The 15,579-nt window shown below is 45.6% G+C and carries 12 protein-coding genes; 11 read left to right on the forward strand and 1 reads right to left on the reverse strand.

All coding sequences use genetic code 11. The features are described from left to right. Positions 1–242: 242 nt before the first annotated feature. Positions 243–620 (reverse strand): hypothetical protein, encoded by a 378-nt coding sequence (locus BP71_RS37345; protein WP_496386938.1) that lies wholly within the window; start codon positions 618–620, stop codon positions 243–245. Positions 621–881: 261 nt separating this feature from the next. Between BP71_RS37345 and BP71_RS37350 the strand changes: the two genes are divergently transcribed. From BP71_RS37350 to BP71_RS37400, 11 genes are all read left to right on the forward strand, one after another. After that, complete coding sequence (locus BP71_RS37350; protein WP_496386939.1) at positions 882–2,372, forward strand: catalase; 1,491 nt, start codon at positions 882–884, stop codon at positions 2,370–2,372. 555 nt (positions 2,373–2,927) lie between these two features. After that, the gene (locus BP71_RS37355; protein WP_496386941.1) at positions 2,928–3,704 is read left to right on the forward strand and encodes an alpha/beta hydrolase; all 777 of its coding nucleotides are present in this window, start codon (positions 2,928–2,930) and stop codon (positions 3,702–3,704) included. 283 nt (positions 3,705–3,987) lie between these two features. Then, the gene (locus tag BP71_RS37360) at positions 3,988–6,651 is read left to right on the forward strand and encodes a sigma 54-interacting transcriptional regulator (RefSeq protein ID WP_496386943.1); all 2,664 of its coding nucleotides are present in this window, start codon (positions 3,988–3,990) and stop codon (positions 6,649–6,651) included. Positions 6,652–6,847: 196 nt separating this feature from the next. Then, the gene (locus BP71_RS37365) at positions 6,848–7,594 is read left to right on the forward strand and encodes a hypothetical protein (protein WP_496386945.1); all 747 of its coding nucleotides are present in this window, start codon (positions 6,848–6,850) and stop codon (positions 7,592–7,594) included. A 17-nt stretch (positions 7,595–7,611) separates the two neighbouring features. Next, positions 7,612–8,397 (forward strand): helix-turn-helix domain-containing protein, encoded by a 786-nt coding sequence (locus BP71_RS37370; protein ID WP_496386947.1) that lies wholly within the window; start codon positions 7,612–7,614, stop codon positions 8,395–8,397. A 2-nt stretch (positions 8,398–8,399) separates the two neighbouring features. Then, positions 8,400–9,251, forward strand: a complete 852-nt coding sequence (locus tag BP71_RS37375; RefSeq protein WP_496386949.1) for a helix-turn-helix domain-containing protein — start codon at positions 8,400–8,402, stop codon at positions 9,249–9,251. An 84-nt stretch (positions 9,252–9,335) separates the two neighbouring features. Further along, positions 9,336–12,005, forward strand: a complete 2,670-nt coding sequence (locus tag BP71_RS37380; RefSeq protein WP_496386951.1) for a sigma-54-dependent Fis family transcriptional regulator — start codon at positions 9,336–9,338, stop codon at positions 12,003–12,005. 560 nt (positions 12,006–12,565) lie between these two features. Beyond that, on the forward strand, positions 12,566–13,549 hold the full coding sequence (locus BP71_RS37385; protein WP_496386953.1) for an alpha/beta hydrolase: 984 nt from the start codon (positions 12,566–12,568) through the stop codon (positions 13,547–13,549). A 26-nt stretch (positions 13,550–13,575) separates the two neighbouring features. Continuing rightward, a complete protein-coding gene (locus BP71_RS37390) occupies positions 13,576–14,352 on the forward strand; it encodes an alpha/beta hydrolase (protein ID WP_496386955.1) in 777 nt (258 codons plus the stop codon). Positions 14,353–14,429: 77 nt separating this feature from the next. Then, a complete protein-coding gene (locus tag BP71_RS37395; RefSeq protein WP_496386957.1) occupies positions 14,430–14,975 on the forward strand; it encodes a hypothetical protein in 546 nt (181 codons plus the stop codon). A 118-nt stretch (positions 14,976–15,093) separates the two neighbouring features. Further along, a partial coding sequence (locus tag BP71_RS37400; RefSeq protein ID WP_496386959.1) for a serine hydrolase occupies positions 15,094–15,579 on the forward strand: 486 nt, incomplete at its 3' end.

Raw genomic sequence — 15,579 nt, forward strand, 5'->3', positions numbered from 1 at the left:
GCGAGCACTCAGCTGTTTTGGATAAAAGTATGTATATAGCATCCCACTAATTCTGGATGCTGATGATGAACGGCAGGATCACAATCTGGAAATAAAATGATCTGCGTGGTGCTCAAAAGTCCGCTCAGGGACGTCCAGTTTTCCAGAGGAAAACATATATTTCATGCGTTGGTGATAAGACGAGGACAGGAACATCTATGTCAAAAAGTTTTTGCCTGGTATCATACGGATCAGCGATGTAATCAGCACCGATTGTATCTGAGTACATCCTTTATCCTATTAGTCTGCAGATGCCCGATGAAATGCATTTGATACGGCACGCCGCCTAAATCGTCAAATTTCTCCCGGATTTCCTGCACTTTATTTTCCCCGATCAATGTATGTCCCGCCAGAACGGCCTGTTTAATCCTTTCGGCCGGCACCGTTTTGGTTGCCAATAATAGTTTCACAGACTCCCGAGGCCTGCCGCTTGCGACGCACGCATTATTGATTCTTGCCAGCAACGCATTAATGTTTGTAATCAATTCATCTTCCATGGCGTTTCGCGCGGTTAAACAAGTTTTATTAAGTGCTGGCGAAAATAGAAAGAGTTGAAAGTCTCTGAACAGTGCAGTTTCCATAAATTTTGATAGTCCAGATATCACAAATTTACCCCGGTGCAATCATGGTCTCAATGGCAATTTTAGGGTCACGCTTGTAGATCTTTTTTTGTCAACGCGATTTGTCCAAGCTTTTCCAATAAGTGTCGTGGAAATGCCATTGTCAAAATTTCAGATGCTGGGTTATTTCGAGCCTTCGCCGGCAGATACACTTCGTGATCCCGAGGTATGAGGCACAGGCGAAAATAAATCAATTTATATCCAATTTTCAATCGGAAAGATATGGACAACAACAAGTTGACAAACCGAACCGGAACTCCCGTGCCGGATAACCTTAATTCCCTCACCGCTGGCAAGCGCGGACCACTCTTGTTACAGGATACATGGTTTTTGGAAAAGATGGCTCATTTTGATCGTGAGCTTATTGCGGAGCGACGTATGCATGCAAAGGGCTCGGGAGCCCATGGAGTTTTCAGGGTAACTAACGACATATCTGGTTATACCAAGGCGAACCTTTTTTCGCAGATTGGTAAGGAAACACAGGTTTTTGTACGCTTCTCCACTGTTGCTGGCGAGAGAGGTGCAGCCGACGCAGAGCGTGACATTCGAGGATTTGCAATCAAGTTCTACACAGAAGAAGGAATTTGGGACCTGGTTGGAAATAACACTCCTGTATTTTTCCTTCGAGATCCCCTCAGATTCCCTGACTTGAATCATGCAGTGAAACGAGATCCGAGGACCAATCTGCGCAGCGCAGACAACAACTGGGATTTTTGGACACTCATTCCAGAAGCACTACACCAGGTCACCATCACAATGAGCGACCGAGGTCTTCCTAAATCGTACCGTACAATGGACGGTTTCGGAAGCCATACATTCAGCTTTATCAACGGCGAAAACAAACGCTACTGGGTGAAGTTTCATTTGAAAACGCAGCAAGGCATCTATAACCTGACTAATCAGCAAGCCCGCCAAATTATTGCTGACGATAGGGAAAGCCATCAGCGTGATCTTTACGAAAACATCGAGTCTGGTAATTATCCGAAATGGAAAATGTATGTTCAGATCATGGAGGAGGTCGCGGCGGAGACTTATCATATCAATCCGTTCGACCTTACCAAGGTTTGGCCCCATGGTGACTATCCTCTGATTCCTGTGGGTGAACTGACGCTAGACCGGAACCCTGGCAACTACTTCGCCGAAGTCGAGCAGGCGGCATTTAACCCCGCTTCGGTTGTTCCTGGAATCGGCTTTTCGCCAGACAAAATGTTACAAGGGCGTTTATTTTCCTACGGTGATGCCCAGCGTTACAGGCTCGGTGTCAATCATCACCAGATCCCTGTAAATGCACCTAAGTGTCCCTATCATTCCTATCATCGAGATGGCTCTATGCGAGTCGACGGCAACTATGGGAGCGCTACTTCATATTTTCCAAACAGCTTTGGTGAGTGGCAAGAGCAGCCCGATTTCGAAGAACCATCTCTTAAAATCTCCGGAAATGCGTCGCGCTGGGATCACCGGGTTGATGATGATTACTTCTCACAGCCTGGCAACTTGTTTAGGTTGATGAATGAAGAACAGAAAGCTGCGCTCTTTGGTAATACAGCTGATGCGATCGGCGGAGCTCAAACGTTTATCCAAATCCGGCATATCCGCAATTGCTATAAAGCTGATCCCGACTACGGCAGAGGTATCGCCAAAGCCCTGGGACTGTCGGTGGATGTAGTGAGGGACTATGAGGGATATGAAATGCGACGGATGGAGGAGTTTTAAACTTTCAAAGCTTTTTCGGGTGAGGTCATGCGCGGTGTCCTGCGCCGTGCTCCCGGCTGGACTACGTTATTTTCGTAAAACTGGGCCATTCAAACCAGTCAGACAAGGACTATTTTTGAGACATTAAGCGGTTAAATATCAACTTTGATCGACCGACTATGGCGAGCTTGGTAAACACTTGCTCAACATTGATACAAAGCAAGATATAACTAAAAGTTTTACACTAAAAGCCCAGTTTCCGACATTTTAGATTGCTGCAATACTTGCGATTTCTGATACGACGTAAGGAATAAGTACAGTTGTGGTTGGTAATCTAGTAACACTTTGTGAACTCGGTTATTTAAAGCACAAGGAGCCCATCGACTTCTTGTGCTTTTTACATACATTTCATATCTATCGAGTCCAGATGCTGGCACTCCGCTACAACCGCTCCCCTCAAATAACCATTGAGTGCTCAGTAATTGCCGGCTATTTTTGACCGCGTCAATGAACGCAATTCCAGCGATGGAAATGCGGTATTACATAGCGTATATCTATCACTTGATTTGCAGGACTATGAAAACTAAATCTGTTCTCTTTGTTACAGGGGCCTTTGTTACCCACCATTGCTGGGATGAGTGGAAAGTTTATTTTGGCAATCACGGTTACACCTGTATTGCGCCTCCCTGGCCATTTAAGGATGCAACTGCCGCAGAGCTGCGAGCCCGGCAACCGAATGATACCGACCTTGCGCATCTGACGCTCGCCGAACTCGTCAACCACTATGCCAATATCGCAAGGGGCTTGCCAGAAAAGCCTATCATCATCGGCCACTCCCTGGGAGGACTTATCACTCAGATCTTGCTGAATCGTGATCTTGCTGCGGCAGCCGTTGCTGTTCATTCCGTTCCACCGCAAGGAATCATACCCTATGAGTTTTCATTCTTAAAATCTACCTGGGGCGCATTGGGTTTGTTTACGTCCTTGGATGAAACTTATCTTATGCCATTTGAGACCTGGCAGTACGCGTTTGTAAATGAGATGCCTTTAGAAGCGCAACAAGAAGCATACCATGCCTTCACTGCTCCTGAATCAAAGCGTGTCGCCCGTGGTGGCCTTACAAGCGCAGCTCATGTCGACTTTGACAAGCCGCACGCGCCATTATTGCTAACCGCGGGTAGTTTGGACAACATTATTCCTGCACATTTAAATAATCGAAATTATCTTCGCTACAAGGATAACGGATCAGTTTTGGAGTATAAAGAATTTACTGGCCGAAACCACCATACCCTTGCTCAGCCTGGCTGGGAAAATGACGCAGATTACATATTAAATTGGATAAAGAGTTATTGAACGATACTCCCCTTCTTACACTTGCCCGTGCGTTTGCATGGGCAAGTTCATATGCATCCTACTTTCGTAGAGTATCTGACCGGTACCAAACGAACCACCCATTCAGGGTTTGGTGCCATCTTCTTCACAAAATTATTCCCGGCATTCTTCAACTTCATTGATTTGCCATCGATGTTCAAACGATAGGCCAATTGACGACATTTCAACAATCGAGCATTAGAAAATGCTAAATTGAGCGGCTTTTGAATATCTTACGAAAGCACCCCTCAAAAGCGAAAATGATATGGAAAAGGAAGAATCCTTAAGGGCCGAGAATGAAATACTCAGATACACCATCGATCAAAAGGAATTGCAAATTGGCTTTCACTCGACCTTGTTAATGTCTAAATCCAAGGAAGAGCTCATTACTAACATACATGAGCAATTCAGTCGGTTTTTTCATTTTAGCCACTGCTCATTGATGCTCTTGAATGAACATGGTACCAGTTTGAGGCCTTATATGATCGATCCCGCCTCGAAGCTGCGGAATCACCCATTATTTAATTGGGTTGCCCATCATGACTTTGCAGTCAATGATGGGATTAACAACTTGGTAATGGACGCCACCGAGCCGGTTCTGCTCCGGGTTTCTGACTATATAGACCAAACAGAGGTTCCTGCTTACATACCGATCATTAAGGAGTCGGGCCTTAATGAGGTGCTTGCCATGCCCCTTACAACTGAGAGCGGTGCGATCGGAATGCTTTGTTTTTTTTCTGAGCAGCAGAATGCCTTTGATCCTAAGATATATCCTCTCGTTCAAAGTGCCGCACCTGTCATTGCCAAATCTACGGTTAGCTTTTTGAGGCAGGATGAAATTCGCAGGCGGGATGCTGAAAACGAGGCAATCATGGCGCTTAATAATCGTCTCATAGCAATACGTACAAAAGAAGATTTCATCGAAATCATAAACCAAGACCTGCGCAGCTATATTCCATACGACGAAAATAACCTGCTTTTGTATGTACGCGACAGGCAAGTTTACCGGCTGTTCAGCTTCGATGTTCTTCCCGAGCGGTTGAATGATCCCGTTTTTAGAGCGATGTCTGCCAGTGATTATCCAGACATGAACTCGCTGAGACAATCGCATTTACCGCAAATAACCAATGTGATTGAAGTGGCTAATGCAGGTATCGGCTGGGCGAAAGTCGTTTATCAGATGGGGGTTAGGCAAATCATGCACCTTAAATTACTTGATGGGAACCAAGTCGTAGGACAGCTGGTGCTGATGTCACATAAAGACGACTACTTTACAAAAGCACACTTGTCTTTGCTGCAACAGATAACCTATCAACTCGCCAAGGGGATGGCCAACATTCTGGCTGTATTGGAAATCCAGCGTCGCGAAAAGGAGAGTCAATTGCTTCTTGAAATTAGCAATGCGATGAATTCAGTGCGTGGAAAAGACGATTTGCTGCCCGCCATTAAACCATTGCTGCAAACTACGTTGTCGTTTTCCGACATCTGCATTTCCTGTTACAATTTTGCCAAAGGAACCTACCAAGTCTTTGCCAGGGATAACTCAAAAACCGTGCAGCATCCGGAATGGAAATCTATTGAAGGGGCTGAGTTTCCGATCAAAGACGGCATGCACAACACTGCGTTGGTAAGCGACCAACCAGTGTTTTTCAAATATGAAACGCTTTCCAAGATGAATCAGCCGCACATAGAATTCATATTGAAAGCAGGCATTCGCGAGGTTGCGTGCGTGAGGTTGAAAAGTAAAAATGAAATAATTGGCTCGCTCGTACTTCTTGCCGAACAGGAGCGCGCCTTTTTGCCAGAACATTTAGGGCTACTGTCACGCCTTTCCCACCACCTGGCAACCGCTGTGTCCAATATTATCGCCAACCAGCGGATAGAGGCACAACTTGTTGAAATCAATCGGTATAAAGAGCAACTAGAAGACGAAAAACACTATTTGCAGGAAGAGGCGAATGCAGGTTATTCGCAAGATAATATCATCGGCACGGGCCCTGAAATGCAAAAGGTATTCGACTTGCTATCCCAGGTTTCATTCACAAATAGCACTGTGCTGATATTGGGTGAAACCGGCACAGGTAAAGAGTTGATCGCAAGGGCTCTTCATGACTCTTCCGGACGTAGTGACAAGCTTATGGTTAAAGTAAATTGCGCCGCAATCCCTGCTAATTTGGTGGAAAGTGAATTGTTCGGTCATGAACGGGGTAGCTTCACAGGCGCAACGGAAAGAAGGGTGGGCAAATTCGAGCTGGCCAATAATGGTACCCTGTTTCTGGACGAAATTGGAGAAATGCCACTTGAAATGCAGGTAAAACTGTTGCGGGCTATTCAGGAGCGCGAATTTGAGCGGGTGGGAGGAAAAGAAACAATCAAGGTAAATGTACGCCTCATTGCGGCTACGAACCGTGATCTGAAGATGGAAGTGCAGCAAGGGCGCTTCAGGAGCGATCTATACTACCGGCTGAATGTATTTCCAATAGTCTTGCCTGCATTGCGCGACCATAAAGAGGATATCCCAGATCTAGCCCGTTTCTTTTTAAACAAATATTCCAAAAACATTGGTCGGCGCATGAGTCAGATTTCTGATAAGGCCATGGGGCAATTGATGGATTATTCATGGCCCGGGAATGTTCGTGAGCTAGAGCACGTCATCGAGCGAAGTGTTTTAATGGCTTCCGGGAGCGTTTTATCAGAAACGCATTTGCCTGGTTTAGGTGATCATCTAAATCTGTCAATGGTTGCTGATCAAACAACGCTGAAATCCTTTGAAGAAAATGAACGGGAGCACATTGTCAACGCTCTCAATCAGTGTAAAGGTAAAATATTCGGTTCGGGCGGTGCAGCCGAGGTTCTTAAACTGAAAGTGGGCACATTAAACTCCAAAATCAAAAAGTTAGGAATTACCAAACTTGACCTGAATTACTAGCTCGATCGATTGGGACAGGGTATAAAACTGGGCTTGGCAAATGTTGACATTTCAAAACTAGGTATACGTTTTAGCGAAATGTAGACAAAAAAACTCAAATCCACTTTCGGTAAATGTATGACTATCAGACCATTGACTATTTGGCACAGAATTAGCGTTCTAGGCTGTATTCTCACCTTAACTCAAATAGTCAATCATGAAAACAATCTTCACACTTCTCCTTTCAGTTTTATTAATCCTGACCCTAACCGATTCCATTGCACAGAAGCCTGGCGATAAGTACAATAATGCAGACTTCAAGTTAAAATCTGCTGAGGTCGTTTATGAGAGTCGTATCGATGCTCTGGTCTTTGAAGTTACCGTGGAAGGTCAGGCGGGAAAGACTACACCGACTCCGGTTGGAAGTATGAACGGCGCACCAGTGCTGGGTTATGTATTTCCCACAACCTTGAAATCGCAGGACGTAGGCTTTTCACCGACGGAAGGCATCGTCGCAATGGCGTTAACAGCCCATCCGGATATGGATGACACGCCACTATGGGATGAAGACGCTGATGGAAAGTACGACAACGACGGTGTGATCTGGCATGCGCACTGGGTGGTGTTGACAAAGGATGGCCGGGTTCCAGGTGGCTTAAGTGTAAAAGAATTCACGTCCGGCGACAAGACTGTTACATTGCCGAAGACCGCCCCAGGCATGCCTATGTTCTTTGACTCCCCCGGCTTCAATGTGATTAAGCAAGGATCGGCTATGCGGGTACTAATTCCCTCATTCAGAGTTCACCATCAGAAGGACTTCAAATTTGATGCAGTAGCATGTTACATGCAAATGAGCCATGGTGAAGGACATCATGGCGGAAAGTCCGCACCTGTGCTTGGCGTCTACAATGTATACGGTGTGTTGTCTGGTAATCTTTCTTTGCCTTACACTGTAAAAAAATGAGGGTAGCAAAATCACCCATGCATTCCGGAGCTCGCTTGCTCCGGGTGCACCCCGTTCTCTCATCGGAAGATCTAAAAGTGGGAGAAAATTCCTTCTTCCGGATTTTGTGGTTAGCCAATCCATCAAAAAACGACGATGGTCAAATGTATATTTTGCCGCCAGATAAGAGCCTTGACATGGGTTTTGATTCTGATGGGACAGCATACTTAATTTCTTTCCCTGAGGAAATTTTGTTGATGACAGGCTGCCAGGGTTATCACCCGTTCACTAGCACCCAATCCAAATTTTGGGATCATGCAAAACCGACGTTGGTCCAGGAGGGCACCGGAATTGGACGAATGATTCTCGACCTGGCGAGTGAATACCAATGCGCCCATTACGCTGGCGATATGCTAATCGGTGGCTTGCTAAAAGTGCTTTTCATTTCAATTGCCCGTCTTTATCCGCAATCCGCTCCCCCAGTTTCAAATTGTAATGATCGCCAACTGTTCCAGCGGTTTATCAGGCTCGTTAGTGACCGCAGCGCCGGAAGAAAAACGATTCATGATTATGCCTGTGCCCTTTCGGTCAAAACAGAAATACTGACTGAATGTGTGCGGAAAGTTTCCGGGTATCCGGCCAGTCACCACATTTATGAACACATCACAAGTGTTGCTAAGCATGCTGCGATAAGTTCAGGAGCTAGCATGAAGGAAGTTGCTTATGGGTTGGGCTTTAGTGATATGGCGCATTTTAGTAAATTTTTCCAAAATCGAACAGGCATGACATTCTCCAACTATAGACGCGCTTACCAAACTTTGTAGTTATGAAGACGACCAACATATCCCCTAACAAGGAACCTTTCCATGCCATGTGCCTGAATACAGTTCTTGGTAATGCAGTAATTTTCGAAAAATACTATCAATCCGAGCTTTTCGAAATGATTTGGATTAAAACAGGCAAGGGCACTCTTAATGTTGACCTTGAGAAGAGGCACATTATCGACAACACGCTTTACTGCCTTTTTCCAGGGCAGATACATCAAATAATACCAGAACAAGATTTGGTAGCCTACAAGATCGCTTTTTCTGAACAATTTTTATGTGGTGCCCATTCAGCGGCCGTCCTTCCTCCCGCACTGATCCACTCACGTCGAGCAAAACGGTTGCAAGTGATGCGCCTTAATGACAATGCCCAAAGTGACATTGAGCATATAATGAGGTCTATCTTATGGGAGTATGATAACCAACAGCAGTTTAGGGAAGAAATGCTGCATGGCCTAATCAAGATGTTGATAGCCTATTTTTCCCGCAGGTTTGATACTGATGAGCTCCGGTTGCCTTTCGGCAATGATCAGGTCGTATTTGGTCGGTTCATAAATAAGGTAGATCAGAATTTTCGAACCCAAAAGTTGGTCTCAGCCTACGCCGAAGATCTTGCTGTCTCATCCAACTACTTAAGTGAAGTTGCCAAGCGGGTTTCCGGGTACTCGGCCAGCCATCATATACACCAACGTTTGTTACTCGAAGCAAAACGCAAGGCAGTAAGTAGCGCTTGGTCAATGAAGGAAATAGCATTGTATTTGGGATTTGACGACCCATCCACGTTTAGTAAATTTTTTAAGACTCAAACTGGCGCTAATTTCTCAGAGTTTCGGACGAATTGGCATAATCATTAACCGATAAAGTATGCACCCTGAGTAGGTTGCGTACAGTAAATAGCGTTGTAAATTGCCTTAAATACCAGTTTACCGGCTTACATTATGTCTCACGATAATAACTTATCACAAGATCAGCGGTTAAGGCCACAGCTAAGGCAGATTGAGGTGCTTAGCTTGCTCTATAAACATTTAATGGATGCCAATAGTGTGACTGAGCTGGAACAAATACTAGGCCAGCAGTTAAAAGGATTATTCTATTTTTGCTCTTGCCAGATTTTAGCAGAATCAATAATACGTAACCAAATTGCATGTAGTCCCGCCGAACGTAAGACTCACAATGCTGATGCTAGCGATCTAACTCCGGAAAAGCCTTTCGATTTGCTCAATTGTCCAATCAAGGTTGGCGATAAGCCATTGGTCTTCGACGTGGACGCACAGGATCAGAAAGACGCAAGACTTGAACTTGGTTATCATTTTAAAATCGACACTAGGCAAGCACTAATAGCCACGCTGGGAGCTCGTTCAGAGATCTGGGGTTATCTATGCTTTTTTTCCGACCGTCCCAACACATTTGCTCGAGGGACGATAGAGGTGGCTGACCAGATAGCAAGCGTGGTTTCGCTTGCCATCAGCAGAATACTTGCTTACGAGCGTTTCAAACAAGAGGAAAGGGAAAAGCAACTTCTCTTGTCATTCAGCGCCTCTATTGAAAAAGTCAAGAATCGCCATGATCTTTTTACGGTACTTCGCGAAAGGCTTATCAAACTTTTGTCTTTTACAGATGTTGCCATTTCATTATACAATCCGGACCGGGGAACATTTCAGGTTTTTGCCCATCAGGTTGAGCTCGATATTGAGCAACGTCCCGAGTTTAGTCATGTTATAGCGCCGGAGTATACAGTGAATGATGGTATTCACAATGCCGCCCTGCAATCAGATGGACCGGTAATTGTGACCATTGAGGATGCGATGAAGAGCCCAAACAGACACGCTGGGACACAATTCATTTTTGAGTCAGGTATTAAAGAAATGCTTTGTGTTAAATTGACGAACAGCGAACGCGTGTTGGGGTTCTTGAACATTCTATCAAAAAAAAGAGGCGAATTCGTTGCGACCAACTATCAAATATTAAAAGGAATTACGGACCATCTTGCCACAACAATAGCCAATATATTGTCCCGGGAGGAAATCCTTCGCCGGGACAAGGAGAATGACATCTTGTTAGCTGTCAGCACCGCAATTTCTGCTAGCCCTACTTTGGACTCAATGATTTCAGTTATTCGAAACCGATTGGGCACATTAGTGTATTTCAATGATATATGCGTCTCATATTATAATCTTCATTCGCTGGATTACAGGGTGTTAACCTATGAAGGTGATCTGGTCTGCAAGCATCCCGGTTTTGGTTTTGTACCGGAAACGGATTTCCCCCTTCATGATGGGATTCATAATGTACTGCTGCATTCTCCGGGTGTAGTTTGCTTCGATGCTGATGAGCTGAAAGCCATGAATATGCCGCACATAGATTTCATGCTTGCTGCGGGCGTTCGTATATGCGCTGGCGTTCGACTGGTAAGTAATAATATTGTTATTGGCGCACTTGTTCTCACCTCCGAAACGGCTACCGGGTTTTCTCAGGCCGACCGCAGTCTTATCCATCGAATTTCGCAGCACCTTGCAACGGGCGTTTCGAACGTAAAGGCGACCGAAAAACTGAGTGAGCAACTCGAAGAAATTCAGAAATATAAAGTTCAGCTTGAAGAAGAGAATGCGTACCTGTTGGAAGAAGCCAAGGAAGGCTTTTCATACGACGATATTATCGGTGCTAGCGATGCCATGCAAAAAGTATTTCAGTTACTCACCCAGGTTTCGTTTTCCAATAGCACTGTACTGTTGCAGGGTGAGACGGGAACGGGAAAGGAGTTGGTTGCAAGAGCAATACATAACGCATCGGCAAGGCAAGACAAATTGATGGTAAGGGTGAATTGTGCAGCAATACCTGCCGAGCTGATAGAAAGCGAACTTTTCGGGCATGAAAAAGGCAGCTTTACTGGTGCGCTCGAACGCCGGATTGGAAAATTCGAATTAGCTAACCACGCGACCCTATTCCTGGATGAAATTGGTGAATTGCCATTTGAGATGCAGGTCAAGCTTCTTCGCGCGATACAGGAAAGGGAAATTGAAAGAGTTGGCGGGAAAGGAATTATCAAAATAGATGTTCGAATCATAGCGGCAACCAACAGAAATTTATGGGATGAAGTGCAACAGGGACGGTTTCGCAGTGATTTGTTTTATCGACTCAATGTCTTTCCCATCATGCTGCCACCCTTGCGTGAACGTGGTGAAGATATATCGTTACTAGCTACACAGTTCGTTGCAAGATTTGCTAAAAACAACGGCAAGAGAATTTCTCGTATATCCAGCAATGTAATGAAGTCGCTGTTGGCGTACCCCTGGCCAGGAAATGTGCGCGAATTAGAACACCAGATGGAGCGGTGCGTACTTATGGCAAAAGATAATGTAATCCGGGATGTACTTTTACCTCCTTCAATCACACAGATTGAAAAAGCCAGTGTCGGCATATATTCAAAGACCCATGAGGAAAATGAGCGGGACTACATCGTACAAATTCTCAATAAATGCAATGGGAAGATATATGGCCCCGGAGGAGCTGCCCAGCTTCTTGACTTAAAAGTCAGCACGTTAAATTCCAAAATCAAGAAGCTGGGCATTACCCGAGAACAGATTATTTTGAAGGACGATCAGGCGTAGTATAGCAAATCGCTATGTATGCCACGCAGAATAGCTGATAAACAACGTGTCTACCTAACGGGACCAGCGCAAGTTTGCCCTAGAGGTCCCGATTTCAAACTTTGACCTGGGTATCCATCAGCTATTTTTCGATGTAACGATATACAAGCAGTATCAAAGTCGGGTGATTTTTCGGACAGGCCGTCAGGAAATGTCTTAGCTTTGCCCGAACGGTAAAATGAACCATTTGATTGAGGAAAAAAATACCGCCTCATGTGAAGCGGTATTTTCACGTTACAACTGTACTTACCAAACACTTGGCATCACCCGATAGTGTCATATTCCATTCCTACAAAGTACTGGGTTATCTAAAGGATTATAAATGGCTATTGGCAGATAAGTGTTGTACAATATTCCTTGGAATAGAGCAAGCGTGAAATAGAGTACCACGAATCTGAAAATGTACAATCAGTGCCGTCAAATAGGCGTTGAGCGGTACAAACAACACTGGTAGCTTTGTTCCGCGCCCTTGTCCACGCATTTTCCTCTGTATTATTCATTTACTTAAACCTCAATAGAGCATGAGCATTGAATCTATTACGTCTGCCACAGTTGACTACGCCGAAGATCCCCATTTATCGCCTGCTGTCAAGCAGTTTTTGAAACCGTTGAATGCGGGCGGGCCGCCGTTGGAAAGCCTGTCAATATCTGACGCCCGAAATGTGCTGGTTTCCGCCCAAGCCGCTTTTGACGTCGACCTTTCAGGTATTTCCGAGCAGGAAACGACGATCACCGAAGAAGGCTTTCAGATCACGCTGAACATTGTGCGTCCCGAGGGCACAACTGACCGGCTGCCGGCATTTATGTTCATTCATGGGGGCGGCTGGGTTTTGGGTGACTACCCTACCCACAAGCGGATGGTACGGGACCTTGTAGTGCTAACAGGCTTTGCCGGCGTGTTTGTTAATTATTCACGAGCACCGGAAGCTAAATATCCCCAGCCGGTTCACGAAGTGTATGCAGCGGCAAAATGGTTGGCAGCTAATGGGGAATCAATCAATCTGGATGGTTCGCGTCTGGCCATCGTCGGGAATAGCGCCGGTGGAAATCTGTCCACGGCCGCTGCGCTGCTATCCAAAGCAAAAGGAGGCCCCGTTCTCAAAACTCAGATACTATTCTGGCCGGTGACAGACGCCAATTTCGACAGGCCGTCGTTCAAGCAGTTCGGCACACAACGCTTTCTGACAACAACGCTCATACAATGGATGTGGGACCAGTACATTTCGATTGAGAGAAGACACGAAATATACGCCTCGCCGGCGCAGGCCACTACCGAACAGCTTCGCGGCTTGCCACCCACGCTGATTCAGGTGGCTGAGAATGACATCCTGCTCGATGAGGGAGAAGAATACGGACGGAAATTGGGTGAGGCTGGCGTCGAGGTTACCACTGTCCGTTACAATGATGTCATTCATGATTTTGGGTTGTTGAACGGGCTTGCAGAGATTCCGCAGACCAAGGCGCTGTTCATTCAGGCAGCTCAGCATTTGAAAAAATACCTATAAGGATTACCGTTAGCCAAAAGATGCATATGAAGACCAAGACTGTAATGTTTGTAACCGGAGCGTTTGTAACGCATCATTGTTGGGATGAATGGAAGGTTTATTTCGAAGACCGTGGTTACACAACCCTGGCACCTGCATGGCCATTTAAAGACGCGACGGCGGCTGAACTTAGGGCGCGTCAGCCACACGATACAGACCTGGCCCGCCTGACGCTTGCTGAACTGGTTGATCATTATGCCAGGATGGCGGGAAATTTGCCTGAAAAACCCATTATCATCGGTCATTCGCTGGGAGGGCTCATTACTCAAATCCTGCTAAACCGTGACTTGGCAGCGGCAGCCGTCGCCATCCATTCGGTGCCACCGCAAGGGATTATCCCCTACGAATTTTCATTTCTTAAATCCACCTGGGGCGCTTTGGGGCTTTTTACCTCTCTGGATGAAACTTACCTGATGCCGTTCGATACATGGCAATATGCGTTTGTGAACGAAATGCCGCTGGAAGACCAGCAAAAGGCATATGAGCAGTTCACCGCTCCCGAATCTAAACGCGTTGCGCGAGGTGGTCTCACCAGCGCCGCCGCGGTGGACTTTGACAAGCCGCATGCACCTCTTTTGCTTACGTCGGGCTCGATGGACCATATTATTCCGGCGCATTTAAACAACCGAAACTACGAACGCTATAAAAAGAACGGTTCTGTCCTGGAATACAAGGAATTTCCTGGACGTAACCATCATGTTCTTGCACAGGCAGGCTGGGAATCGGATGCCGACTTTATATTAAATTGGATTCGGAATTATTGATAAACACTTCATATCAAACTCTTGCCCTTGATTTTAGTCAGGGGCACTTTTATTAAAATCCTAACCTGGCTGATCTTATGGGAAGCGGAATAGTAATCTTTGAAAACCTTGACATTGAATCGATTCTTTCGAGGTATGCACCACTGATCGGGTCGGACTTGGAAAAATATCGTAATCATGTCTATCGAGTATATCTTAACTGTCAGCTGCTGGATCCGAATACCCTAAATCACAAAGTTTATGCTATCGCCGCTGCCTTTCATGACATCGGTATTTGGACAGACTCTACAATAGATTACCTAAATCCGTCGGTCGCACAGGCAATGCACTACCTCCAAATCCGCAATGAACCGGGACTACAATCCCAGGTGGCAACTATTATTTACTGGCACCATAAAACCACTCCTTATATCGGCCCGTTTGCTAAGACCACTGAAGTTTTCCGGAAAGCAGATTGGGCCGACGTCTCATTAGGTCTAATCTCATTTGGTATGGACAGAAAGCTGCTGCGGACTGTCCGGCGGAGAATTCCTAATAAGGGCTTCCACATTTTCTTGGTTAATAAACTTCTGGCCAACTTTTTCAAGCACCCGCTGAATCCGTTGCCCATGTTCAAACGATGATGTTGGGGGCCGCACGATTAATTAAATGTATTAGTACGAGTATTTTACACCGTACCCACAGTTTAGTGGTTATGAAGGGTGAAGATTAAAATTCTTTGATAACATAATAGGTATCAGAATGAAACGATTTATATGGATCACTTTCTGCTGGTTACAGGCATGCTCCATGTCAGATCAAAAATATGAATACCAAACTCCTGTGTCCCTAAACGATGGCTGGCAGACTGGTAGCCTGCTTTCCCAGCGGATCGATACCTCGTACTACAACCAGTTTTTCGATACCTTAAGTGCTCCAAAAGAACACAATTTACATAGCTTTTTAATCATCAAGAATAACACCCTTGTGCTGGAAAAGTATTTTGACAACCAACAAATCACCAGCAAGCATGACCTGCGTTCGACCACCAAGAGCATTACAGCGTTACTGGTTGGTATTGCTCTGGACAAAGGGTTCATTTCCAGCATTGACGATCCTGTCGCCAAGTATCTGAAAAATTATTGGCCAACAGCAGACACCGACTCTTTAAAAAGTGCCTTAAAGATTCGACATCTGCTTACCATGAGCAGTGGATTGGCTTGTAATGACTGGGACCCGAACTCTCCG

Source organism: Dyadobacter ginsengisoli DSM 21015, assembly GCF_059568735.1.

Bases quoted from the DNA above. Each gene is read 5' to 3' on its own strand.
- BP71_RS37370 (WP_496386947.1), top strand. From the start codon at position 7,612: ATGCATTCCGGAGCTCGCTTGCTCCGGGTGCACCCCGTTCTCTCATCG.
- BP71_RS37360 (WP_496386943.1), top strand. From the start codon at position 3,988: ATGGAAAAGGAAGAATCCTTAAGGGCCGAGAATGAAATACTCAGATAC.
- BP71_RS37395 (WP_496386957.1), top strand. From the start codon at position 14,430: ATGGGAAGCGGAATAGTAATCTTTGAAAACCTTGACATTGAATCGATT.
- BP71_RS37380 (WP_496386951.1), top strand. From the start codon at position 9,336: ATGTCTCACGATAATAACTTATCACAAGATCAGCGGTTAAGGCCACAG.
- BP71_RS37350 (WP_496386939.1), top strand. From the start codon at position 882: ATGGACAACAACAAGTTGACAAACCGAACCGGAACTCCCGTGCCGGAT.
- BP71_RS37345 (WP_496386938.1), bottom strand. From the start codon at position 620: ATGGAAACTGCACTGTTCAGAGACTTTCAACTCTTTCTATTTTCGCCA.
- BP71_RS37365 (WP_496386945.1), top strand. From the start codon at position 6,848: ATGAAAACAATCTTCACACTTCTCCTTTCAGTTTTATTAATCCTGACC.
- BP71_RS37385 (WP_496386953.1), top strand. From the start codon at position 12,566: ATGAGCATTGAATCTATTACGTCTGCCACAGTTGACTACGCCGAAGAT.
- BP71_RS37375 (WP_496386949.1), top strand. From the start codon at position 8,400: ATGAAGACGACCAACATATCCCCTAACAAGGAACCTTTCCATGCCATG.
- BP71_RS37355 (WP_496386941.1), top strand. From the start codon at position 2,928: ATGAAAACTAAATCTGTTCTCTTTGTTACAGGGGCCTTTGTTACCCAC.
- BP71_RS37390 (WP_496386955.1), top strand. From the start codon at position 13,576: ATGAAGACCAAGACTGTAATGTTTGTAACCGGAGCGTTTGTAACGCAT.